Origin of the sequence: Nocardiopsis sp. B62, from assembly GCF_018070675.1 — a bacterium.
GTDB lineage: Bacteria > Actinomycetota > Actinomycetes > Streptosporangiales > Streptosporangiaceae > Nocardiopsis > Nocardiopsis prasina.
The window spans coordinates 165,736-187,336 of sequence record NZ_JAGPXK010000006.1; the positions used below are offsets into that span (position 1 = coordinate 165,736).

Genomic DNA, 21,601 nt, shown 5'->3' on the forward strand with positions numbered 1-21,601 from the left:
CAGCCGATCGAGCGGGAGCGGGGACCTTCATGAGAGTCGTCATCGTCGGAGCCGGTGTGGGCGGGCTCGCCCTGGCCCGGGGACTCACCGGGCGGGGACACGAGGTCGAGGTCCACGAGCGCGCGACCGGGCCGCGCTCCGGAGGTGCCGGACTCGGCCTCCACTCCAACGGGACCGCGGCCCTGCGGGCCCTGGGGGTCGACCCCGGCGGGATCGGCCGCCGTCTCGACGGACTGGAGAACCGCGACCCCTCCGGGCGGCGGCGCTACACACTCGACGTCGACGCGGTGAGCGACCACTACGGGTTCGAGTGCCGTACCGTTCCCCGGCACGCGCTCCTGGACCTGCTCGTGGACGGACTGCCCGAGGGCACCGTGCGCTACGGCCGCGTGTGCACCCGGGTGCGGATCAACTTCGACGGCACCGTGAGCGCGCTCTTCGGGGACGGCACCAGCGCCACGGGTGACGTGGTGGTCGGCGCGGACGGCGTGCGTTCGGCGGCCCGGCGTGACCTGTGGGAGAGCGATCCGGTGCGTCCCACCGGCTGGGCCAGCTGGCAGGGGCTCACGCGGGTGCCGACGGATCTGGCGGCGGGCACGGTCGCGGCGGTGGTCCAGGGACGCCAGGGCGTGTGCCACATGGTGCCCGCCGGGGACGGGCTCGTGCAGTGGTGGTTCGACGTTCGCTGGCGCCAGGAGATCCCCCGGCCCGCCTCCCCGTCCAGCGTTCTGCGCCGCCTGTTCGAGGACTGGACCGATCCCGACGTGCGCGCCGTCCTGGACCACGCGAAGGACGAGGACCTCGCGCTGTTCGAGCACGTCCGCCACCGGGTCCGCCGGGTCTGGGGCGAGGGCGGGGCGACCCTGCTGGGCGACGCCGCCCACGCCTTCCCGCCCTCCACCGCACAGGGAGCCAACCAGGCACTGGAGGACGCGTGGGCGCTGAGCCTGGCGCTCTCCGACGAGGCGGCCGAGGCCGACCCCGCCGCCGCGCTGCGCCGGTACGAGTCGGTGCGGCGCGGGCCGGTGAACCTGGCGTCGCTGGCCTCGGGGGCGGACGCGATCACACGCCTCACACCGCCCCGGTTCCTTGGCCGCGAACGGCTGGGTGCCATGGTCACCCGCCAGTTCATCGGCTACCTCGGCGGGGTGAGCAACGTTCTCACCGACCGCCGCCCGTGAGTTCTGATCACACACCGCTGGCGGTGGTCGCGCCCTCCGCTAGCGGTACGAGGGCCCGTACCCGGAGTGAGGTCCGCCCAGGGCTGTGACCGGCCGCTTCGGGACCGGGAGGGGGAGACCCCTCCCGGTTCATATTTTTTGAAATCCCCCCAAGTGAGGTTAGACTAACCTTGCTTGATGTCGGGGTTCTCCCGTTTTGTTGGTTCCCTCGTGCTGCCCTCCTCCGAGGACTCCCCCTGCGCGCAACCGGCCCGCCCAGAGCGACGCGGCCGCTCCCCGTGACTAAGAAAGCAGTGAGCATGTACTCCACCCTGCGCCGAGTCGGCGGCATCGCACTCACCTCGGCCCTCGCTCTCGGCCTGGCCGCCTGCGGCACCGACGGCGAGGACACTCCATCGGAGGCGAACGCGGACGGGACCTTCCCCGTCACCATCGAGAGCGCCCTCGGCACCGCCGAGATCCCCGAGCGCCCCGAACGCGTCGTCACCCTCGGACAGGGATCCGCCGAGACCGCCATCGCCCTCGGCACCGTGCCGGTCGGCATCGAGAGCTACGAGTGGGGCAGCGACGACACCGGCTACCTGCCCTGGATCCACGAGGCCGTCACCGAGTCCGGCGAGGAGCTCCCCGAGCAGTTCGCGGGGGCCGACGACATCGACTTCGAGGCGATCATCGAACTCGCCCCCGACGTCATCCTCGCCCCCTGGTCCGGGGTCACCCAGGAGCAGTACGACATCCTCACCGACATCGCCCCCACGGTCGCCTACCCCGACCTCGCCTGGAGCACCGACTGGGACGAGCAGATCGAGATCATCGGTCGGGCGCTCGGCCAGCCCGAGGAGGCCGGGGACCTCGTCACCGAGATCGAGGGTCGGTTCGAGGAGGCGTCCGCCGACAACCCCGAGTTCGCCGACCTCACCTTCTCCTACGTCTACACCGACGGTCCCGGCACGCTCGGCGTCTTCCTCCCCGACGAGCAGCGCGTGGCCATGGTGCGCGGTCTGGGGCTCCAGGTCGACCCGGTCGTGGAGACCTTCCCCGAGACCGAGGGCACCGACTCCGCTCTCATCGGCCTGGAGAACGCCGACCAGTTCGGTGACAGCGACCTCATCTTCACGTTCTACTCCGACCCCGAGACGCGCGCCGAGATCGAGTCCCAGGACCTGTACGGCTCCATCCCCGCCATCGAACGCGGCTCCGTGGTCACCAGCGACGACAACTCCTTCGTCACCGCCTCCTCCCTGATCAACCCGCTCACGGTGCCCTGGGTCATCGACCGCTACGTCCCCCTCATCGAGGAGGCCGCCGGGACCCTGGACGACTGAGGCGACCCGACGACGTGATCGTGAAGACACTCGCGGCACCGCCCCGCACGGGGCCCGCCCGCGCCGCGCTCGCCCTGGGCGCGGCCGGGGCGGTCCTGTTCGCGGCGGTCCTGCTCAGCCTGGTCGCGGGCAGCAAACCCACCTCACCGGCCGAGGTGTGGCAGGTCCTCCTCGGCGAGGCCGACCCCCACATCACCGCCGTGGTGGAGAGCCGCTACCCGCGCACCCTCCTCGGAATCGTGGCCGGGGCCGCGCTGGCCCTGTCCGGCACCCTCATGCAGGGGGTGACCCGCAACCCGCTGGCCGACCCCGGTCTGCTGGGCGTCAACGCGGGGGCGGCCGCGGCGGTGGTCACCGCCACCGCCCTGCTCGGCCCCGCCTCCACCACCGCCACCGTCTGGTGGGCCCTGCCCGGCGCGCTGCTGGCCGGGTTGGCCGCCCACACGGTGGGCACTCGCGGTGGCGACGGCGGCATGGTCCGCCTGGTTCTGGCCGGCGCGGTGGTCTCGGCGGTGCTCATGGCCTACGTCCAGGCGGTCTCGCTGAGCATGCCGGACGTCTTCGACAGCTACCGCTACTGGGTGGTGGGCTCCCTGGCCGGTCGCGGCCACGACGTGCTCCTCGCCGTCCTGCCGGTGATCGGGGCGGGGGTCCTGCTCGCGCTGTTGGTGATGGGCTCGCTCAACGCCCTGGCCCTGGGGGAGGAGGCGGCCGTGGCGACCGGCGCCAACGTGTTCCTGGCGCGCTCGGGAGGACTGCTCGCGGGCACCGTGCTCGCGGCCGGGGCCACCGCGGCGGCGGGCCCCATCGCCTTCGTCGGGCTGGCGGTCCCGCACGTGGTGCGCGGGCTGGTCGGGGTGGACTTCCGGCTCCAGGTGCCCTTCGCCCTGTTGGTCGGTCCCTCCCTGCTGCTGGTCGCCGACGTCGTGGGCCGCATCCTGGTACGCCCCATGGAACTCATGGTGGGCGTGGTCACCGCCTTCGTCGGCGCGCCGGTGCTGTTGTACGTGGTCCGGAAGTCGAGGTCGGCGACGTGAACCACCCGCTGCGATCCGCGTCCGACCGGGCCTCCGAAGCCCCGACCGGCACCCCGCCGGAGCCCTCGCCCTCACCACGTCCGCCGTTCCCGGTCCTGCGCCTGGGCCGCCACGTCGCGCTGCCCCTCCACCGCCGCTCGCTCGTGGTGGGCCTCCTCATTCTGGTGCTCCTGCTGGCGGCGGCCGCCGCCACCCTGAGCCTGGGACGCCTGGGAGTGCCCCTCACCCAGCTGCCCGCGGTCCTGTCCGGGCGAGGGGAGGCCACCCACCTGTTCGCCCTCGAACGGCTGCGCGGCCCCCGGCTGTCGGTGGCGGTGGGAACGGGCGTCGCCCTGGGACTGGCCGGGGCGCTCTTCCAGTCCGTGACCCGCAACCCGCTGGGCAGCCCTGACGTGATCGGACTGGGCGCCGGTGCGGGGGCTGGCGCCGCCCTCGCCGCGCTCATGTTCCCGGGGATCGTGCCGGTACCCCTGGGGGCGTTGGCCGGGGCCGCCCTGGCCGTGGTGGTCGTGGCCGCCGTGACCGGCACCGGACTGCGCGACCCCGGACGGCTGATCGTCGCGGGCATCGGCGTCGCCGCCATGGCCCAGGCCTTCACCCAGTTCGTGGTGTCCGTGATGGCCCGAGACAAGGCCAGTGTCCTGGCCGCCTACGTCAACGGCAGCCTGGGGGCCCGCTCCTGGGAGCACTCCACCACCATCTGGCTCACCCTGGCGCTGGCGGTCCCGCTGGTCGTGGCCCTGGCCGGGCCCATCACCGTCAACGAGATGGGCGACGAGCTCGCCGACTCCCTCGGGGCCCGGGCCGCGAACAGCCGCACCGCCGCCGTCGTCCTGTCCGTGGTGCTGTCGGCGGCGGCGGTGAGCGTGGCCGGGCCGATCGCGTTCGTGTCCCTCACCGCGCCGCAGATCGCCCGCAGGCTCAGCGGCGCGCCAGGACCCAACCTGGCGCTGTCCGGCCTGGTGGGCGCGCTCCTGCTGGTGTCAGCCGACCTGGCCGTCCAGCACGCGCCCCTCGCCGAGGGCCTGCCCGTGGGCGTCCTCACCCTGGCGATCGGTGGCGTGTATCTGGGCTACCTGCTCATCCGTGAATGGCGAAAGGGACGACTGTGAGCCGAGAGACCGCCCCGGTCCTGGCGGCCGAGGGCCTCACCCTGGGCTACGGCGCGGACCCGGTCGTGCGCGACCTGGACCTGACCATCGCCCAGGGCGAGTTCACCGTGATCGTGGGCCCCAACGGCTGTGGCAAGTCCACCCTGCTCAAAGCGCTGGGCCGGGTCAACCGGCCGAGCAGCGGAAGGGTGCTCCTGCACGGCCGCGACGTGCGCGCGCAGCGGCCCAAGGCGGTCGCCCGCCAGCTGGCGCTGCTGCCGCAGAGCCCGTTGGCGCCCGAGGGGATCACCGTCCGCGCGCTGGCGGCGCGCGGACGCTTCCCCCACCACACCCTGTTGCGGCAGTGGAGCCCGGAGGACGAGACCGCCGTCTCCCGTGCCCTGGAGCTCGCCGGGCTCACCGACCTCGCCCAGGTCCAGGTGGGGTCGCTCTCCGGAGGGCAGCGCCAGCGCGCCTGGGTGGCCATGGTGTTGGCACAGGACAGCGGCACCCTGCTGTTGGACGAGCCCACCACCTACCTGGACATCGCGCACCAGTACGACCTGCTGGAACTCTTCGCCGACCTGCACCGAAACGGTCGCACGGTGGTCGCGGTCCTGCACGACCTCGCCCAGGCGGCCCGGTTCGCCACGAGGGTGGTGATGATGGACGGGGGAGCGGTGGTGGCCGACGGGACCCCGGAGGAGGTCGTCACGGCCGAGCGGGTGGCGTCGGTGTTCGGGCTGGCCTGCGACGTGGTGCCCGACCCCCGGACCGGCACCCCGTTGGTCATCCCGCACGAGCGGGCCCCCGCGTCACCCTGACCTCAGGCGGGCCCTTCGGACTCGGCGTCCGTGGTCACCGGATCCGGCCGGGTCCGCTGGTCACGGGCGGCCTTGTACTCCTCCCAGTGCTCCAGCAGTACGTCGTGGTGGCCGTCCAGCCAGGTCATGTAGTCGTACATGTTGTGCAGCCGGGTGCGGGAGGACTCGCCCAGGTCCGGGAGGCGTTCGAGCGCCGAGGCGGCGAGGTCGCGCTGTTGGCGCAGGTAGGAGCGCTCGTTGCGCAGGAACCCGCCCCAGACGTCCTCGTCCATGCTGATCAGCCGTGAGCGGCTGTCGGGGGAGTCCACGAGGGTGACGAACCCCAGCTCGCGCAGGCGGCGCACCGACTGCGAGACCGAGCCCCGGCTCACCCCCGCGCCCTCGGCGACGGCCTCTGCGCTGACCGCGTCCCGGTCGGCCACCAGCAGGTAGCCCACGATGCGGCCCTCGGCCTTGGGCCGTCCCTGGGACTGCCAGTAGGCGGCGAAGCGGGCGACGAAGTCGTCGCGGAACGCCTCCGCGTCGTCCCCGGCCCCGTCCACCGCACCCGCCTCCAACGCCCGCTCCCCCCGTACACCCTGCGTCATGGGGGCCACGATATCGCCCACGCGGGCGGCCTCACGTCGGTTGGGGCGGGTTCGCTCGGGGCTGGTGCGCAGCGACCCCAGCAGGCGCTCGAGGGCCCACCACACACCCTCCAGGTCGCCTTCGTCCTCCGGTCGGCCGCGAGCGCGTGCTCGGGGTACCATCCGGTCGGTATGCTGACCGGGTCGGTGTTCGACACCCCGTCGGGGAACCGCGGGGGACACGAGGTGAGGCGGGACATGGCGCGAGGACGGCGGACGACCGAGGTCGAAGCCGGGCGCGGATCCGTGCCCGAACGACTGCTGGAGGCGGCCACCCGGCTCTTCGCGGAGCAGGGGTTCGAGAGCACCTCGGTGCAGGAGGTCGTGGCCGCGGCGGGCGTCACCAAGGGGGCGATGTACCACTACTTCGGCTCCAAGGACGACCTGCTCCACGAGGTCTACGCCCGTGTCCTGCGGATGCAGACCGAGCACCTCCTGGAGATCTCCTCGCGTGAGGCGCCCGTGGCCGAACGGGTCCACGCGGCCGCCGCCGACGTCATCGTCACCAGCGTCGCCAACATGGACGACACCAAGATCTTCTTCCGGTCCATGCACCAGCTCGCGCCCGAGAAGCAGCGCAGCGTGCGCGCCGAACGCCGCGGTTACCACGAGATCTTCCGCGCGATGATCGAGCAGGGCCAGAACGAGGGCGTCTTTCGCACCGACGTCCCCGCGGACCTGGTCGTGGACTACTTCTTCGGTTCCGTGCACCACCTGGGCACCTGGTACCGGCGCGACGGCGAGCTCACCGGCGACGACGTCGGCCGCCACTTCGCCGACCTGCTCGTCGCGGGCCTGCGCCCGCAGACCTGAGCGGTGGTGGGGCCCAGCGACGGCGGGTGACACGAACAAGGGCCGGGGGCAGGCGCCCCGGCCCTCTGGCGTGGCCCGCCCGCGCGGCCACCGGTGTCCTTTGTCAGGCGTACTTGCGCAGCTCCGCGCGGGCCAGCGAGCGCAGGTGCACCTCGTCCGGACCGTCGGCCAGCCGCAGTGAGCGCACTCCGGCCTGCCACCCGGCCAGCGGGGTGTCCTGGCTGACCCCGGCCGCGCCGTGCGCTTGCACGCACCGGTCCAGGATCCACTCGACCGTGCGCGGGGTGGCGATCTTGATCGCCTGGATCTCCGTGTGCGCCCCCTTGTTGCCCACGGTGTCCATCAGGTAGGCCGTCTTGAGCACCAGCAGGCGCAGCTGCTCGATCGCCACCCGGGCCTCGGCGATCCACTCACGGACCACGCCCTGCTCGGCCAGAGGGCGGCCGAACGCCACCCGCTCCAGCACCCGCTTGCAGGTCAGCTCCAGGGCGCGCTCGGCGATGCCGATCGAACGCATGCAGTGGTGGATGCGGCCGGGGCCCAGCCGCGCTTGGGCGATCGCGAACCCCTCGCCCTCGCCGCCCACCAGGTTCCCCACCGGCACGCGGACGTCCTCGAAGAACACCTCGGCGTGGCCGCCGTGGTCGCTGTCGTGGTAGCCGAACACGCTCATGCCGCGCTCGATCCGCAGCCCGGGGGTGTCCCGTGGCACCAGCACCATGCTCTGCTGCCGGTGCCGCTCCGCGTCCGGATCGGTCCGGCCCATCACGATGAGGACCTCGCAGGCCGGGTTGAGCGCCCCGGTGATGAACCACTTGTGCCCGTTCACCACGTACTCGTCGCCCTCCCGGACGATCCGGGTGGTGATGTTGGTGGCGTCGGAGGAGGCCACCTCCGGTTCCGTCATCGCGAAGGCGGAGCGGATGCGCCCGTCCAACAGGGGTTCGAGCCACCGCTCCCTCTGCGCGGGGGTGCCGAACATCGTCAGCACCTCCATGTTCCCGGTGTCCGGGGCGGCGCAGTTGAGCGCCACCGGGGCCAGCTGGGGGCTGCGCCCGGTGATCTCGGCCAGCGGAGCGTACTGGAGGTTGGGCAGGCCTCCGTGCTCGGGGTGTCCGGCCAGGAAGAGGTTCCACAGCCCCCGTCGGCGGGCCTCTGCCTTGAGCTCATCGACCACCGGCGGGACCGCCCAGGGGTCCTCGCGCTCGGCCAGCTGGGCGGCGAACACCGTCTCGGCCGGGTGGACGTGCTCGTCCATGAAGGCCAGCAGCCGCTCCCGCAGCTCCTCGGTCCGGGCGTCGAATGCGAAGTCCATCTGTCCTCAGTCCTCCTTCAGCACGGAGTGGGCGCGCCGTACCAGGGGGACGACCACGTCGCCGATCCCGTCGAAGCCCGCTCCCACGGTCAGTCCCCGCTCGTGCCGGTAGTGGATGCCCTCGGCGATCACCGCGAGCTTGAAACAGCCGAAGGCCACGTACCAGCCGAGCCGGGACACGTCCCGGCCGGTCGCGGCCGCGTACATCCGGGCCAGCTCGGGGGAGGAGGGGAACCCCTCGGCCGAGGTGGCCGGCTGCCCTTTGCCGATCACCGGCTGCTCCCGGTAGACCAGCATCAGGCCGAGGTCGACGAGGGGGTCACCGAGGGTGGCCATCTCCCAGTCGAGGACGGCGGTGAGCCGCCCGTCCTCGGTGACGAGCACGTTGTCGAGCCGGTAGTCACCGTGCACGATCGCGGGCGCGCCCTGTTCGGGGAGGGTGGCGGCGAGACGGTCCCGGAGCTCGTCGATCCCGGGGAGGTCCCGGCTGCGGGAGGCCTCCAACTGCCTGCTCCACCGGCGCACCTGGCGCTCCAGGAAGCCCGCCGGGCGGCCGAAGTCGCCCAGTCCCACGTCCTCGGGGTCCACGGCGTGCAGCTCGCCCAGCGTGGAGACGAGGGAGTCGGCCACGGCGCGGACCCCCGAGGCCCCGAGCGGCGCGATCTCGTCCAGGGTGCGCAGGGGAGTGCCCGCCACGTGCTCCATGACGTAGAACGGCGCCCCCAGCACGTCGGTGTCCTCGCAGAGCAGGTGGGTGCGCGGCACCGGCACGGCGGTCTCCCGCAGCGCCGTCATCACCCGGTACTCACGGGGCATGTCGTGGGCGGTGGCGAGCACGTGCCCCAGCGGCGGGCGGCGTACCACCCACGAACCGGTGCCGTCGGTGACCGTGTAGGTGAGGTTGGACTTGCCACCGGTGATCACCCGGCCACTGAGCGGTCCCGCGACCAGCCCGGGCAGCTCGCGGTCCAGGTGGACGCGCAGCCTCCCCAGGTCCAGGCCGGGCAGTTCCCCGCTCATGCCCGCTCCTCGGTGGTGAACACCCGCGCCTGGATGCGGCGCATCCCGGCCAGCCAGGCGTCGGTGTCGGTGGCCCGCGCGGCGAAGTAGTCGGCGACCCGGGGGTGCGGCAGGATCAGGAAGCGCCCGTCGGCCAGCCCGGCGAGCACGGCGTCGGCGACCTCCTCGGCGCTGATGGCCTCCCCGGCCAGGATGGCCCGTCCCTCCGGTCCGGATGTGTCGAGCATGTCCGTGCGCACGCCGAGGGGACACAGGCACTGGGTGGTGATGCCCCGGTCGCCGTAGGTGGCCGACATCCACTCGCCGAAGGCCAGCGCGGCGTGTTTGGTCACCGAGTAGGGGGCGCTGCCCAGCATGCTGAGCAGCCCGGCGGCGGACACGGTGGTCAGCAGGTGCCCCCGGCCGCGCTCCAGCCACCCCGGCACCAGCGCGCGGGCGGCACGCACGTGCGCCATCACGTTGACCTGCCAGGCGAGGTCCCAGTCGGCCTCCGGCGCCTCGGGTCCGCCCTTGACGGCGACCCCGGCGTTGGCCACGTACAGGTCGATGCCGCCCAGCCGTTCCTCGGCCTCGTCGATCAGGGCGGTCACACCCTCCTCGCTCGCGGCGTCACCGGGGACGGCGGTCCCACCGATCTCCCGGGCCACGGTCCGAGCGGCGTCCGCGTCCAGGTCGTTGACCACGACGCGCGCCCCCGCACCGGCCAGTCGGCGGGCGACGGCCGCCCCGATCCCGTTGCCTCCGCCGGTGACCACCGCTCCGATTCCGTTCGGATCCATGCCGTTCACACCCCTCCGGTGAGGGTGACCCCACCGTCCAGCACGAGGGTGCGGCCGGTGACCCACGCGGCGTCCTCGGAGAGCAGGAAGGCGACCGCGCCCGCGACGTCCTCGGGCACGCCGAGGCGACCGAGCGGGTACTGGGCGGCGACCTTCTCCTCCCGGCCCTCGTACAGGGCCTCGGCGAAGCGGGTCTTGACCACGGCGGGGGCGACCCCGTTCACGCGCACGCCCGGGCCGAGTTCGACCGCGAGCTCCTCGGTGACGTGGGTGAGCATGGCCTTGGTGGCGCCGTAGAAGCCGATGCCGGGGGCGGGTTTGGTCCCGGCCACGGAGGAGACGTTGACGATGGCGCCGCCGTGCTCGGCGAACCACGCCTGGTGGGCCCTTTGGACCCAGGAGATCGCGGCGAGCACGTTGACCTCGAAGATCTTGCGGGCGGCGTCGAGGTCGAGGTCGACCATACGGCCGTAGACCGGGTTGATGCCGGTGTTGTTGACGAGCAGGTCCACACTGCCGAAGGCCTCCAGGGTGGCGGCGATCGCGGCGTCCTGGTGGTCGGGGTCGTCGGCCCGACCGGGGACCCCGATGGCGTGTTCGGGGCCGCCGAGGGCCTCGACTGCCTCCCTCAGGGGTTCGGGCTTGCGCGCGGTGACGCACACGCGAGCCCCCTCGGAGACGAGCCGCTGGGCGACGGCCAGACCGATGCCGCGACTGGCACCGGTGATGATGGCGGTGCGCCCGCCGAACCGCGATGTCATGCGTACTCCCTAGACCGACTGGTCGGTATGTCACGGAGACTCTATGTCCGCGAAGGCGCGTGCCGCAAGGGGACCGCGGGCAGGCCAGGGGACAATGACTCGGACGCGGGCGCGGTCGCCCGCGTCACGCACACAGGAGGTTCCACCATGGCCACCGAGGTCACCGACGTTCCCGAGCGCCGCCGCTACGAGGTCAGAGTCGACGGCGAGGTCGCGGGGTACGCGGAGTACATCCTCACCGACGAGCTGATCACCTTCACGCACACCGAGATCGACCCCGCCTTCGAGGGGCGGGGGCTGGGCAGCGTCCTGGTGCGCGAGGCGCTGGATGACGTGCGTACCCGTGAGCTGGCCGTGCTTCCGCTGTGCCCCTTCGTCAAGGGGTGGATCGAGCGCCACCGCGAGTACGCCGACCTCGTGTACCGGTGACGGGCCCGCACGGAAGGGAGCCAGGAGCGTGAGTACCGACTACGGGCGCGCGATCGCCTTCGGGGTCTTCCCCTCACCGAACGCGGACGCGGACTCCCTGCGACGGACCTGGGAGGTGGTCGGGGCGGCCGAACGCGGCGGCCTCGACTTCGCCGGGTTCCAGGACCACCCCTACCAACGGCGCCACCTCGACACCTGGGGCCTGATGGCCACGGCGCTGGCCCGCACCGAGCGGCTGCGGGTCTTCCCCGACGTCGCCAACCTGCCCCTGCGCCCGCCCGCGGTCATGGCCAAGAACGCCGCCAGTCTGGACGTGCTCTCCGGTGGCCGGTTCGAGCTCGGCCTGGGCGCCGGGGCGTTCTGGGAGGCGATCGAGGCGATGGGTGGTGAGCGCCGGACCCCGCGCGAGGCCGCCGACTCCCTCCTGGAGGCGATGGAGGTGATCCGGCTGATGTGGTCCGAGCAGAGGTTGGTCCGCTTCGAGGGGGAGCACTACCGGCTGGCCGGGGTCAAACCGGGGCCCGCTCCCGCTCACGACATGGGGATCTGGCTGGGGGTGGCCGGTCCCCGGCTGCTCGGCGAGGTGGGGCGCCGCGCGGACGGCTGGGTGGCCTCGCACGCCTATGTCGGACCGGACCGGTTGCCGCAGGCGCACGCCCGGATCGACGCGGGCGCCGCCGAAGCCGGCCGGGACCCGGCGTCCGTGCGCCGTGTGTACAACCTGTGGGGCACGATCACCGGCCACGGGGTCCAGGGTGACCCGGGTGAGCCGCTCCACGGTCCGGTGGAGGCGTGGGTGGAGGCGATCACGGGGTTCGTGCTGGAGCACGGCATGGACACGTTCGTGCTGGGCCCGGCGGAGGACTCGGCCGCCCAGGTGGACCTGTTCGCCGCCGAGGTGGCACCGGCGGTCCGCGAGGCGGTGCGGGCGGCGCGGGGATGACGCGCCGGGGCGATTCCTCCGTTCCGGCGCGTTGCCCCGGAACGGAGGAAATCGGTCAATAGTGAATCTACTTCGTAAAGGTGGCGAGGCGGGGGATTCTCTCCTGGGGCGTCTTCTCGATGCCTCAGGCGGCCTCACCGGCGCCCTCTCGGTGTGAGCGGCCGTCTTCCCTGCTGTGCCCCGCCACGCGGACACCGCGGGCGTCCGTTGATGGTGCTGCGGGCGACGGGTGGAAGGAACGGTCCAGAGAACGCGATCTAGGCCGAGGGGTCGAGCGTCAGCTTGCCCACGGTCCCGCGGGCCCTCAGGTCCTCGTGCGCGCGCCGGGCCTCGGAGAGGGGATAGATCGTCCCGAGCACCGGCCGGAGGGCTCCTTCCGAGACCAGGCCGAAGAGCTCCCTCATCGCCTGACCGACCACGTCGCCCGGCAGCAGGAAGGCGTGCGGCAGCCACATGCCCCCCACCGAGACGGAGTGCCGCATCAGGTTGGGCAGCTTCACCGGGGAGGGCAGCTCACGCGAGGCCATGCCGTAGAAGCCCAGTCGGCCGAACGGGGCCAGCGCGTGCAGGCTCTCGTCGGTGATCCGGCCGCCCACCATGTCGAGGACGATGTCCACCCGCCTGCCCTCGTTGGCGTCGATCAGCGCGGTGGTCATGTCCGGGGCGGAGGAGTCCACGACGGCGTCCGCGCCCAGTTCCAGGGCGAGGTCGCGCTTGTCCCCGGTGCTCGCGACGGCGATCACCCGACCGGCCCCGAACCTCTTGGCCAGCTGGACGGCGAGGGTGCCCACGCCTCCGCCCGCGGCGTGCACCACGACCGACTCCCCGGGTTCGATCCGGGTGGTCCTGCGCAGCAGTACCCAGGCCGAGGCGCCCTGCACGATCAGGGCGAGCGCGGCCGCGTCGGTCACGTCGTCCGGGATGTCGTAGGCCAGGTTGGGGTCGGCGGCCGCCCGCTGTGCGTACCCCCCGCCCCCGTTGAGCAGGGCCACGACCCGGCGCCCGTCCTGGGTGCGCCCGGCGACCTCGCTGCCGGGGACCATGGGCAGCGAGGAGGGTGACAGGTAGCTGTTCTCGGCCTGGTGCGTGTCGGCGAAGTTCACCCCGCTGAGGGCGACGTCGACCAGGACCTGGCCGGGGCCCGGCTCCGGGTCCGGCAGCTCCGTGGGCACGAGGACCTCGGGTCCGCCGAACTCGGTGATCTGGATGGCGCGCATGGTGGGCCCTTCCTGATGGTGGAGCGGTCTCGGGCGCACATCATACCGACCAGGTGGTATGTGGCGTGGGTGTGCCCCTTCCATGGGCGTGTGGCGTCAGGAACATGGATCGGGCCCCGCGCCCACGGTCGGTCGCCGGGGACGAGGGGCCCGTTCACGGGTGTCGGGCGCTACCTGCGGCGAGAGGAACCGCCACTGGAGCGGCCGCCTCCGGACCGGCCCCCACTCGAACGGCTGGAACCGCCCGATCGGCCCCCGCTGGACCGGCTGGAGCGGCTGGAACCGCTCCCTCCGGAACTGCGGAATCCGCCCGAGGCGCGGCTCGCCCCGCCCCGCGAGGAGGAACCGCGGGATGAGAAGCCGCGCGACGACGAGCTGCTCCGTGACGAGGAGGACGACGAGGTCCCGCGCGACGACGAGCTGCTCCGTGACGACGAGGCGCCGCGCGAGGAGGACGATCCGCGGGAGGAACTGCTCGAGGAACGGTTGAACCCCATGGGCAGGCTCCAGGAGGAGCCGCCGGAGCTCCCGGTCGTCCCGTCCTTGGCGCGTGCGGCCGTCCTGTTCCCCGACACGTCCCGCTTGACCCTGGCGGCACGGGAGGTGCCTCCTCCGCCATGGGAGCGTCCCTGGCGTTCGCGGCGGGAGGTGGAGCCGCTCGCTGGGGCCTCCGACCGCGAGGCGAACCCCGCCCCGCCTCTGCGCTCCACCCGCGGGGTTCTGGTGGCACGGGGCGCGGGGGCCTCCGAGCGACTGGACAGCGGTCGGTAGCCGCGCCGGGAACCCCCGACGGACGCGCTGGAGGTCGCGCGGGACCGGCGGCGCACCGGCTGGAAGGTGTGGACCACGAGCGGGCGGCGCTGGCGCCGTGTGACCACGTAGCCGCGCCGGGGGTGGTGCCAGTGGTGGCGAGGCTGGTACCCGTACTCGGGGTAGCGGCCGAAGTCCGCGTAGTGCGAGTGATAGAACTCCGGTTCGCGCTCGTGCAGCAGCACGTCGATGGTGATCGCGGCGCCGATCACCAGACGGCGCAGCGGCCAGGGCAGATCGAAGGCGAACTCCAGCGCGTAGCGGTCCTCGGTGGTGAAGAACCGCCCGCCCAGCCCGGGGTGCTCCTTGCCGATCCTGGCGATCTCGATCCCGGCGTGGTCGAGGACGGTGAAGTCCCAGCCCCTCCAGTTGCCCCGGATCTCGGCGACGGTGTGGCCCCGGGGGTCGTTGAGCCGGAACCGCGAGCCGAGGAAGGAGCGGTCCTGGACGATGCTGCCGTAGGGCTCGTTGTGCGGGCCGCTCACGTGGATGTAGGGGCGGCCGCGGTCCCAGGGCTTGTCGAGGGTCAGGAGGGGGTGGCCGTCGGGGGAATAGATCGTGAACCGGTGCGGAAGCTGCGAGCTGCGCCGGTGGGAGTGCGACCACGCGGTCATGTGTTCGTTCACGTACGCGAGCGGCTGGCCGTGGTCGCTGAGGACCTCGTAGTGGCCTTCGGCGGCGAACAGGCGGCGGGGTTGTTCGACCAGCAACACGGGCGCGGTGAACAGGGGTGCGTGCATGTGGGGGCCTTTCCGGCGCGGTCGGCCCGGGGGCGACGTGGTCGGTTGGGTGCGAGGCGGTTGGGTCTGCGCAGCGGGGAGATTCGGGATAATCCAGCTGAAAACCTATCGTCGCTTCGACGACGCGGTGCCCTCGTGGGTTCCACCTGTTCGCGTGGGTCTTGCGCGCGCAAACCTAACGGTGTTAGGTGGTGGTACCGACCCCCTGGAGGCATCCGTGAACGCCGAGCACATCGTGGAGACCGCGAACGGACCGGTGCGCGGCACCTCCTCACCCCGGTCCGAGGACGGACGGGTCACCGTGCACCGGGGCATCCCCTACGCCGCCGCACCCTTCGGGGAACACCGCTTCGCCGCCCCCGCGCCCGCCCCGGCCTGGGACGGGGTCCGCGACTGCACCGAACCCGGTCCGCCCGCGCCGCAGAGCGCCAGCTTCATCGGTACCGCGCCCTGGGACGCGGGCACCTCCCTGGACTGCCTGGTCCTCAACGTCTGGTCCCCGACCGCCGGGACCGGCACCGAGGACGGCGCGGCCCCGGTCATGGTGTGGATCCACGGCGGCGCCTACATCGTGGGCTCCGGCTCCGAGGCCACCTACGACGGCACCCGTCTGGCCGAGACCGGGATGGTCGTGGTCAGCGTCAACTACCGCTTGGGCTTCGAGGGCTTCGGTCACGTCCCCGGCCGCCCCGACAACCGGTGGCTCCTCGACCAGGTCGCCGCACTGCGCTGGGTCCGTGACAACATCGCCGCGTTCGGCGGGAACCCGGCCGACGTCACCGTCGCGGGGGAGTCGGCCGGAGCAGGTTCGGTGGTCTGCCTGATGGCCTCACCCGAGGCGCGCGGGCTCTTCCACCGCGCCATCGCGCACAGCGTTCCCGGCGACATGATCACCGTGGACACCGCGCGCGAAGTCGCCGAGGGCGTGGCCGAGATCGTCGGGGTGCCGCTGGAGGCCGGGGCCCTGGCCGAGGTACCGCCGGAAAAGCTGCTGGCGGCGACCGACACGATCCTCTCCGGGGCCGGCAGGCCCGGCAAGGGAATGCGGGCCAAGGCGTTCACCTGCTACGGACCCGTGGTCGGCTGCCCCGAACTGCCCGAGCCGCCGCTGGAGGCGATCGCTCGGGGCTCCGCCGCCGACGTGGCCCTCCTGGTGGGCCACAACACCGACGAGTTCACCCTCTTCACCGGCCTGGGCCAGAAGGTGGAGGTCGAGGACGAGTCGGCGCTCGCGGTCACCGCCGACCGCCTCGGTCTGGGGGAGGACGCGGTGGAGGTCTATCGCGCGGCCCACCCCGAGGCGTCCCTCGCCGAGCTGTACGTCGCGATGCACGGTGACGCCATGTTCTGCGAGTACTCCACCCGTGTCGCCGAGGCGCACGCGGCGGCGGGCGGCAGCGCCCACCTCTTCCGGTTCGCCGCGCGCAGCCGGGTCCTGGAGGGCGCCCTGGGGGCCTGCCACGCCTTCGACCTGCCCTTCGCGTTCGGCAACATGGACTGCGAACTGGCCCAGTTCCTGTGCGACGGCACCCCGGACGCCGCCCACCTCGCGCTGTCCGACAGGATGACGGCGGCCTGGAGCGCCTTCGTGTCCGGAGGCGAACCCGGATGGGCCCCGGTCCGGCCGGGAGCGACCACGGCCCGAGTGTGGGACCTGAAGGACTCACTGAGCGAGGGGGAGCGTTCCCCGCTGCGCGCACTGTGGTCCGGGGTGACGTTCGCACCGAAGTAGCTCCCGCACCCCCCGGGCTCCGGTGGTCGATAACATTCGATTACGGGGTTTGGTACTGGTGTGACGGGGGTCGATTCGTGGTGGAAGACGTTCCGGAGGCGTTGCTGGCGGCTCGCGACGACGTCGCGCGCTTCCTCCTCTCGTACAAGTTCGCCATCGACACCGTGATGGCGAAGGTCAACATCCTCAACGAGGAGTTCCGCTACACCCACGACCACAACCCGATCGAGCACGTGAGCTCCCGGCTCAAGACCCCGTCCAGCATCATGGAGAAGGCGCGGCGGCGCGGGGTGCCCTACGACCTCAACGAGATCCGCGGGTCCATCCTCGACATCGCCGGTATCCGCGTCACGTGCAGTTTCGTCTCGGACACCTACACGATCCGCGACATGCTGGCCGGGCACGAGGACATCCGGGTGATGGAGGAGCGCGACTACATCCGCTCACCCAAGGCGAACGGCTACCGGAGCCTGCACCTGCTGGTGGAGACGCCGGTGCGGATGTCGGACCGGACCGAGGACGTGCCGGTGGAGATCCAGATCCGCACCATCGCGATGGATTTCTGGGCCAGCCTGGAACACAAGATCTACTACAAGTACGGCAAGTCGGTTCCGGTCGGTCTGCTGGACGAGATCCGCGAGGCGGCCGAGACGGCCAACCGGTTGGACGTGACGATGGAGCGCCTGCACGGCGAGGTGCGGGAACAGGGGGACCGGGTCAGGGGTTCGCTGCCCGGCCCGGAGGAACTGCGCAAGCTGCCCCTGGCCGACGAACTGCTGCGGGCGCTGGCCGAGCGGGTCAACTCCGAGCGCTCCGACTGACCGGCGGGTCGAAGAACCCGGCCGGTGCGCGGGCGACCAGCGCGGGTCGACCGCCGCTGTCGGCCGCCAGGTGTCCGAGGCCTGCGAACTCCACGCGGCTGGCGTGCGGCAGTGCCCCCTGACACCCTCTGAACAAAGGGCGCCGCGCGCACGTGGATCGCGGTCGCGTTCGGGGCATGGGAAAGGGGTCCCCGACCAGCGGGAACCCCTCACCACGCTGTGCCGCCCCGGTAGTGGGGGCGGCGCGCGTTACTTGCCCAGGCCCGCGCGGCGGAGGGCGTCGGCCATCGCGCTCGAGGTCGCCGGCGCGTTGTCCCGTCCTCCGTTGCCGCGCCCGCCGCCGTTGCCGCGCCCGCCGTTGTTCTGACGACCGCCGCCACGACGCTGCTCACCACCGCGACCGCCGCCACGGGGCTGTCCGCCGCCCTCGCCGCCACGGTTGCCGCGCTCGCCGCGACCGCCGCCCTGACCACCGGGGGCCGGGGCGTCGTCGTCCAGGCGCATCGTGAGCGAGATGCGCTTGCGCGGGATGTCGACCTCGCGCACCTTGACCTTGACGATGTCACCCGGCTTGACGACGTCGCGCGGGTCCTCCACGAACTTGTGCGACAGCGCCGACACGTGGACCAGGCCGTCCTGGTGCACGCCCACGTCCACGAAGGCGCCGAAGGCGGCCACGTTGGTGACCACCCCCTCCAGGATCATCCCCTGCTCCAGGTCGTCCAGCTTCTCCACGCCCTCCTTGAAGGTGGCGGTGGTGAAGGCGGGACGCGGGTCGCGGCCGGGCTTCTCCAGCTCGCTGAGGATGTCGGTGACGGTCGGCAGACCGAAGGTGTCGTCGACGAAGTCCTCGGGACGGACTTGCTTCAGCGCCTTCTTGTCACCGATCAGCGACGGCAGGTCGCTGCCGGTCCGGTCCAGGATGCGCCGCACCACCGGGTAGGCCTCGGGGTGCACCGCGGACGTGTCCAGCGGGTCGTCGCCGCCCGGCACCCGTAGGAAGCCCGCGCACTGCTCGAAGGCCTTGGGGCCCAGCCGGGGCACCGAGCGCAGGGCCTCGCGGCTCCGGAACGGACCGTTGGCGTCACGGTGCGAGACGATGTTGCGGGCCAGCGTCGAGGTCACGCCCGACACCCGGGTCAGCAGCGGGACGGACGCGGTGTTGACGTCCACGCCCACGCCGTTCACGCAGTCCTCGACCACGGCGTCCAGCGAGCGCGACAGCTTCGCCTCCGCGAGGTCGTGCTGGTACTGGCCCACGCCGATGGACTTGGGGTCGATCTTGACCAGCTCGGCCAGGGGGTCCTGGAGGCGCCGGGCGATCGAGGCGGCGCCACGCAGGGACACGTCCAGGTCCGGAAGCTCCTCGGAGGCGTACGCCGAGGCCGAGTACACGGAGGCGCCAGCCTCCGACACCATGACCTTGGTGAGCTCGAGCTCGGGGTGGCGCTTGATCAGGTCGCCCGCCAGCTTGTCGGTCTCACGCGAGGCGGTGCCGTTGCCGATCGCGACCAGCTCGACGTCGTGGGCGGAGCACAGCTTGGCCAGGCGGTCGATCGAGCCGTCCCAGTCGCGGCGCGGCACGTGCGGGAAGACGGTGTCGGTGGCCACGACCTTGCCAGTGGGGTCGGTGACGGCGACCTTCACACCGGTGCGAAGGCCCGGGTCCAGGCCCAGGGTGGACCTGCTTCCGGCGGGCGCGGCCAGCAGGAGGTCGCGCAGGTTGGCGGCGAACACGTTGACGCCGTCGTCCTCGGCCTGCTGCCACAGGCGCATGCGCACGTCGATGTCGAGGCGGACCAGGATCCGGGTGCGCCAGGCCCAGCGCACCGTGTCCTGGAGCCAGCGGTCAGCAGCGCGGCCCCGGTCCACGATCTCGAAGTGTGAGGCGATGGCGTTCTCGTAGGAGCTGCGGGGGACGGTGCCGTCCGCGCCCGCCTCGGGGGTCTCCTCCGGCTCCAGGTTGAGGGTGAGGACCTCCTCCTTCTCACCCCGGTACATCGCCAGGACCCGGTGGGAGGGGAGCGCGGTGAGGGGCTCGGAGAAGTCGAAGTAGTCCGCGAACTTGGCCCCGGCCTCCTCCTTGCCCTCGCGGACCGCCGAACCCAGACGGCCCTTCTCCCACAGCCGCTCACGCAGCGTGCCGGTGAGGTCCGCGTCCTCGGCGAACCGCTCCACCAGGATCGAGCGGGCCCCGTCGAGGGCGGCCTTGACGTCGGCCACTCCCTTGTCGGCGTCGACGTAGGCGGCGGCGACCTCCTGCGGGTCCTGGTTCGGGTCACCGATCAGACCCTCGGCGAGCGGTTCGAGACCGGCCTCGCGCGCGATCTGGGCCTTGGTGCGGCGCTTGGGCTTGTAGGGGAGGTAGATGTCCTCCAGACGGGCCTTGGAGTCGGCCTCGTTGATCCGGGCCTCCAGCGCGTCGTCCAACTTGCCCTGGGAACGGATCGACTCCAGGATCGCGCTCCGGCGTTCGGCCAGTTCACGAAGGTAGCGCAGGCGCTCCTCCAGGGCGCGCAGCTGGGCGTCGTCCAGCGCTCCGGTGGCCTCCTTGCGGTACCGGGCGATGAAGGGAACGGTCGACCCGGCGTCGAGCATGTCGACGGCGGCACTGACCTGGTGCGCGCCCACGCCGAGCTCCTCGGCGATGCGCTGGTCGATCGTGGGTGTCACAGGGGTCGTCACGAGTAAACGTCCACTCTCTGGCTGTTCGGTGCGCGGACATTCTCGCGGTGCGCGGGACCGTTGTCATCCCGGCGCGTCGCCGTCCGCACTCCCAGGTTCCCGCACGATCACCCCTGCCCGGACCCGGGGGCGGACGGCGAAGCCGGAGTTCGGGTGGTTCGGTGGGATTCGGGGTCAATGGGGCTCGTGGGGCGGGTGTGGAGCCGTGCCTCAGGGTCCGGTGCCGTCGAGGTAGTCGGGGGCGTAGTACTCGTCGACCGGGGTCGGGCCCCGGTAGCCCTGGCACATGCACTGTCGATAGGTCGAGTTGGCCTGGCCGGTCCAGCGGCCGGGGATGACGACCTGGGTCTGGCAGCGCTTCGTCTCGTGGTCGTGGAAGACCAGGTTGTGGCCGCAGCCGCAGACGGGCTGGGGGGTGCGCTGCCCGCGGTCCGGGATCTGCGGGGTGCCGTGGTGCTGCTGGAGTTCTCGGCGGGACTCGCGGCGGGCGGTGCGCCGCCCCGCCAGGAAACCGGCGGCCGCGATCGCCGCGCCGATGACCATGAAGAACGGCTCCATGAGCTGACACCCTCCTCGGTTCCGGGGTCCCGTCCCGCCACGGGGTTGCGCCCATTGTCGCCCATGGGCGCGCTTTTCAGGGGTGGGTGGCCCGGTAGGTCGAACCCCGCAGGCCGAAAGTTTCCCAAAGAAATCTCTGCAAAGATCTTTTTGCAAAGAAGTCTTTGGAGTACGGTTCAGTCATGTACGAGGAAGAGCACCCGGAAGCGACGGAACCCGATCACGCGTCCATGGATGTGGGGGCCGAGGCCCTGCGCGGGCTCGCCCACCCCCTGCGGGCCCGCATCCTCGACGAACTCACCCTCGAGGGATCAGCGACCGCGACCATCCTGGCCGAACGACTGGGCGAGAGCAGCGGCTCCACCAGCTACCACCTGCGCCAACTCTCCCGGTATGGGTTCGTCGAAACCGACCCCGGCCACACCGGGCGCCGCGACCGCTGGTGGCGCATCCGCCCCGGCGGCTGGCGCATGAGCGGCCTCGACCACCTGCGCAACCCGGCCACCCGGGAGGCGGCCGAGATCGTCCTGGACCGCTACTACGGCGGCCGCCGCGAACGGCTCGACCAGTGGCGGAACCGGGTCAGGACACGGCCCGACGACCCGGTGGTGCGGCGTTGGCAGACGGCCATGCAGGACTCCCTGTCGCACGCGCGGATGACCCCGGAGGAGACCGAGGAGTTCGCCGGAGCGCTCCAGGAGTTCGTCCGGTCCTGGACACGCCGCTTCGAGGGCCGTACCGCCCGGAGCCACCCCGACACCGAGTCGGTGGAACTGCACACCGACCTGTTCCCCAACCTCGGCGGGGCGCCCGACGCGGACGACGCGGACGCATCCGAGAAGGGCGGCGAGGACGACGGCACCACGTCTCCCTGACCCCGTGTTTCCCTGACCC

The 21,601-nt window shown here is 72.2% G+C and carries 20 protein-coding genes; 11 read left to right on the top strand and 9 right to left on the bottom strand.

From position 1 onward, the window contains the following. The first annotated feature begins 29 nt into the window (after positions 1 to 29). From KBX21_RS09465 to KBX21_RS09485, 5 genes are all read left to right on the top strand, one after another. Complete coding sequence (locus KBX21_RS09465; RefSeq protein ID WP_049575560.1) at positions 30 to 1,181, top strand: NAD(P)/FAD-dependent oxidoreductase; 1,152 nt, start codon at positions 30 to 32, stop codon at positions 1,179 to 1,181. A gap of 299 nt (positions 1,182 to 1,480) precedes the next feature. Next, positions 1,481 to 2,506 (top strand): iron-siderophore ABC transporter substrate-binding protein, encoded by a 1,026-nt coding sequence (locus KBX21_RS09470; protein ID WP_049575565.1) that lies wholly within the window; start codon positions 1,481 to 1,483, stop codon positions 2,504 to 2,506. A 14-nt stretch (positions 2,507 to 2,520) separates the two neighbouring features. Next, on the top strand, positions 2,521 to 3,543 hold the full coding sequence (locus KBX21_RS09475) for an iron chelate uptake ABC transporter family permease subunit (protein WP_049575569.1): 1,023 nt from the start codon (positions 2,521 to 2,523) through the stop codon (positions 3,541 to 3,543). Continuing rightward, the gene (locus KBX21_RS09480) at positions 3,540 to 4,655 is read left to right on the top strand and encodes a FecCD family ABC transporter permease (RefSeq protein WP_374225709.1); all 1,116 of its coding nucleotides are present in this window, start codon (positions 3,540 to 3,542) and stop codon (positions 4,653 to 4,655) included. The genes KBX21_RS09475 and KBX21_RS09480 overlap by 4 nt, the downstream gene beginning before the upstream one ends. Continuing rightward, a complete protein-coding gene (locus KBX21_RS09485; protein WP_234004041.1) occupies positions 4,652 to 5,458 on the top strand; it encodes an ABC transporter ATP-binding protein in 807 nt (268 codons plus the stop codon). Before KBX21_RS09480 ends, KBX21_RS09485 begins: the two co-directional genes overlap by 4 nt. 2 nt (positions 5,459 to 5,460) lie before the next feature. Here the strand turns inward: KBX21_RS09485 and KBX21_RS09490 are convergent, their stop codons facing one another. Next, entirely contained in the window at positions 5,461 to 6,045 is a 585-nt protein-coding gene (locus KBX21_RS09490) for a GbsR/MarR family transcriptional regulator (protein ID WP_374225710.1), read from the bottom strand. 237 nt (positions 6,046 to 6,282) lie between these two features. On the opposite strand from KBX21_RS09490, the gene KBX21_RS09495 reads away from it, so the two are divergent. Then, positions 6,283 to 6,897: a TetR/AcrR family transcriptional regulator gene (locus tag KBX21_RS09495; protein ID WP_049575666.1), complete on the top strand. Its 615-nt coding sequence runs from the start codon at positions 6,283 to 6,285 to the stop codon at positions 6,895 to 6,897. 103 nt (positions 6,898 to 7,000) lie between these two features. On the opposite strand, the gene KBX21_RS09500 is transcribed toward KBX21_RS09495, so the two are convergent. From KBX21_RS09500 to KBX21_RS09515, 4 genes are read right to left on the bottom strand one after another with little or no spacing between them, the layout of a single operon-like run. Continuing rightward, positions 7,001 to 8,212, bottom strand: a complete 1,212-nt coding sequence (locus tag KBX21_RS09500) for an acyl-CoA dehydrogenase family protein (protein ID WP_049575577.1) — start codon at positions 8,210 to 8,212, stop codon at positions 7,001 to 7,003. Positions 8,213 to 8,218: 6 nt separating this feature from the next. Next, the gene (locus tag KBX21_RS09505) at positions 8,219 to 9,232 is read right to left on the bottom strand and encodes a phosphotransferase family protein (protein WP_210841665.1); all 1,014 of its coding nucleotides are present in this window, start codon (positions 9,230 to 9,232) and stop codon (positions 8,219 to 8,221) included. Next, the gene (locus KBX21_RS09510) at positions 9,229 to 10,011 is read right to left on the bottom strand and encodes an SDR family oxidoreductase (RefSeq protein WP_210841666.1); all 783 of its coding nucleotides are present in this window, start codon (positions 10,009 to 10,011) and stop codon (positions 9,229 to 9,231) included. The genes KBX21_RS09505 and KBX21_RS09510 overlap by 4 nt, the downstream gene beginning before the upstream one ends. A gap of 5 nt (positions 10,012 to 10,016) precedes the next feature. After that, positions 10,017 to 10,772 carry an SDR family oxidoreductase gene (locus KBX21_RS09515; protein WP_049575585.1) on the bottom strand — a complete coding sequence of 252 codons (756 nt, stop codon included), beginning with the start codon at positions 10,770 to 10,772 and terminating at the stop codon, positions 10,017 to 10,019. Positions 10,773 to 10,919: 147 nt separating this feature from the next. Between KBX21_RS09515 and KBX21_RS09520 the strand changes: the two genes are divergently transcribed. Both KBX21_RS09520 and KBX21_RS09525 read left to right on the top strand, forming a co-directional pair. Then, complete coding sequence (locus KBX21_RS09520) at positions 10,920 to 11,201, top strand: GNAT family N-acetyltransferase (RefSeq protein ID WP_049575590.1); 282 nt, start codon at positions 10,920 to 10,922, stop codon at positions 11,199 to 11,201. A gap of 28 nt (positions 11,202 to 11,229) precedes the next feature. Beyond that, positions 11,230 to 12,144, top strand: coding sequence for an LLM class flavin-dependent oxidoreductase (locus KBX21_RS09525; protein WP_210841667.1), 915 nt, complete (start codon positions 11,230 to 11,232; stop codon positions 12,142 to 12,144). Between the two features lie 257 nt (positions 12,145 to 12,401). Here KBX21_RS09525 and KBX21_RS09530 read toward each other — a convergent pair whose 3' ends face one another. Together KBX21_RS09530 and KBX21_RS09535 are read right to left on the bottom strand one after the other, a co-directional pair. Beyond that, on the bottom strand, positions 12,402 to 13,361 hold the full coding sequence (locus tag KBX21_RS09530; RefSeq protein ID WP_049575597.1) for an NADPH:quinone oxidoreductase family protein: 960 nt from the start codon (positions 13,359 to 13,361) through the stop codon (positions 12,402 to 12,404). 170 nt (positions 13,362 to 13,531) lie between these two features. Beyond that, on the bottom strand, positions 13,532 to 14,911 hold the full coding sequence (locus KBX21_RS09535) for an LURP-one-related/scramblase family protein (RefSeq protein WP_210841668.1): 1,380 nt from the start codon (positions 14,909 to 14,911) through the stop codon (positions 13,532 to 13,534). A 217-nt stretch (positions 14,912 to 15,128) separates the two neighbouring features. Between KBX21_RS09535 and KBX21_RS09540 the strand changes: the two genes are divergently transcribed. Both KBX21_RS09540 and KBX21_RS09545 read left to right on the top strand, forming a co-directional pair. Then, positions 15,129 to 16,643, top strand: coding sequence for a carboxylesterase/lipase family protein (locus KBX21_RS09540; protein ID WP_210841669.1), 1,515 nt, complete (start codon positions 15,129 to 15,131; stop codon positions 16,641 to 16,643). A 77-nt stretch (positions 16,644 to 16,720) separates the two neighbouring features. Next, a complete protein-coding gene (locus tag KBX21_RS09545; RefSeq protein WP_049575609.1) occupies positions 16,721 to 17,464 on the top strand; it encodes a GTP pyrophosphokinase family protein in 744 nt (247 codons plus the stop codon). A gap of 249 nt (positions 17,465 to 17,713) precedes the next feature. Here the strand turns inward: KBX21_RS09545 and KBX21_RS09550 are convergent, their stop codons facing one another. Both KBX21_RS09550 and KBX21_RS09555 read right to left on the bottom strand, forming a co-directional pair. Further along, positions 17,714 to 20,149 (bottom strand): Tex family protein, encoded by a 2,436-nt coding sequence (locus KBX21_RS09550; RefSeq protein WP_307869182.1) that lies wholly within the window; start codon positions 20,147 to 20,149, stop codon positions 17,714 to 17,716. Positions 20,150 to 20,359: 210 nt separating this feature from the next. Next, a complete protein-coding gene (locus KBX21_RS09555; protein ID WP_049575615.1) occupies positions 20,360 to 20,707 on the bottom strand; it encodes a hypothetical protein in 348 nt (115 codons plus the stop codon). 182 nt (positions 20,708 to 20,889) lie between these two features. Here KBX21_RS09555 and KBX21_RS09560 point away from each other — a divergent pair, with 182 nt between their 5' ends. Next, a complete protein-coding gene (locus tag KBX21_RS09560; protein WP_210841670.1) occupies positions 20,890 to 21,582 on the top strand; it encodes a helix-turn-helix transcriptional regulator in 693 nt (230 codons plus the stop codon). Positions 21,583 to 21,601 lie beyond the last annotated feature (19 nt).

Excerpts from the sequence above, each read along its gene's own strand:
- KBX21_RS09465 (WP_049575560.1), top strand. The coding sequence starts at position 30 with ATGAGAGTCGTCATCGTCGGAGCCGGTGTGGGCGGGCTCGCCCTGGCC.
- KBX21_RS09470 (WP_049575565.1), top strand. The coding sequence starts at position 1,481 with ATGTACTCCACCCTGCGCCGAGTCGGCGGCATCGCACTCACCTCGGCC.
- KBX21_RS09490 (WP_374225710.1), bottom strand. The coding sequence starts at position 6,045 with ATGACGCAGGGTGTACGGGGGGAGCGGGCGTTGGAGGCGGGTGCGGTG.
- KBX21_RS09495 (WP_049575666.1), top strand. The coding sequence starts at position 6,283 with ATGGCGCGAGGACGGCGGACGACCGAGGTCGAAGCCGGGCGCGGATCC.
- KBX21_RS09500 (WP_049575577.1), bottom strand. The coding sequence starts at position 8,212 with ATGGACTTCGCATTCGACGCCCGGACCGAGGAGCTGCGGGAGCGGCTG.
- KBX21_RS09505 (WP_210841665.1), bottom strand. The coding sequence starts at position 9,232 with ATGAGCGGGGAACTGCCCGGCCTGGACCTGGGGAGGCTGCGCGTCCAC.
- KBX21_RS09510 (WP_210841666.1), bottom strand. The coding sequence starts at position 10,011 with ATGGATCCGAACGGAATCGGAGCGGTGGTCACCGGCGGAGGCAACGGG.
- KBX21_RS09515 (WP_049575585.1), bottom strand. The coding sequence starts at position 10,772 with ATGACATCGCGGTTCGGCGGGCGCACCGCCATCATCACCGGTGCCAGT.
- KBX21_RS09520 (WP_049575590.1), top strand. The coding sequence starts at position 10,920 with ATGGCCACCGAGGTCACCGACGTTCCCGAGCGCCGCCGCTACGAGGTC.
- KBX21_RS09530 (WP_049575597.1), bottom strand. The coding sequence starts at position 13,361 with ATGCGCGCCATCCAGATCACCGAGTTCGGCGGACCCGAGGTCCTCGTG.
- KBX21_RS09535 (WP_210841668.1), bottom strand. The coding sequence starts at position 14,911 with ATGCACGCACCCCTGTTCACCGCGCCCGTGTTGCTGGTCGAACAACCC.
- KBX21_RS09555 (WP_049575615.1), bottom strand. The coding sequence starts at position 20,707 with ATGGAGCCGTTCTTCATGGTCATCGGCGCGGCGATCGCGGCCGCCGGT.
- KBX21_RS09560 (WP_210841670.1), top strand. The coding sequence starts at position 20,890 with ATGTACGAGGAAGAGCACCCGGAAGCGACGGAACCCGATCACGCGTCC.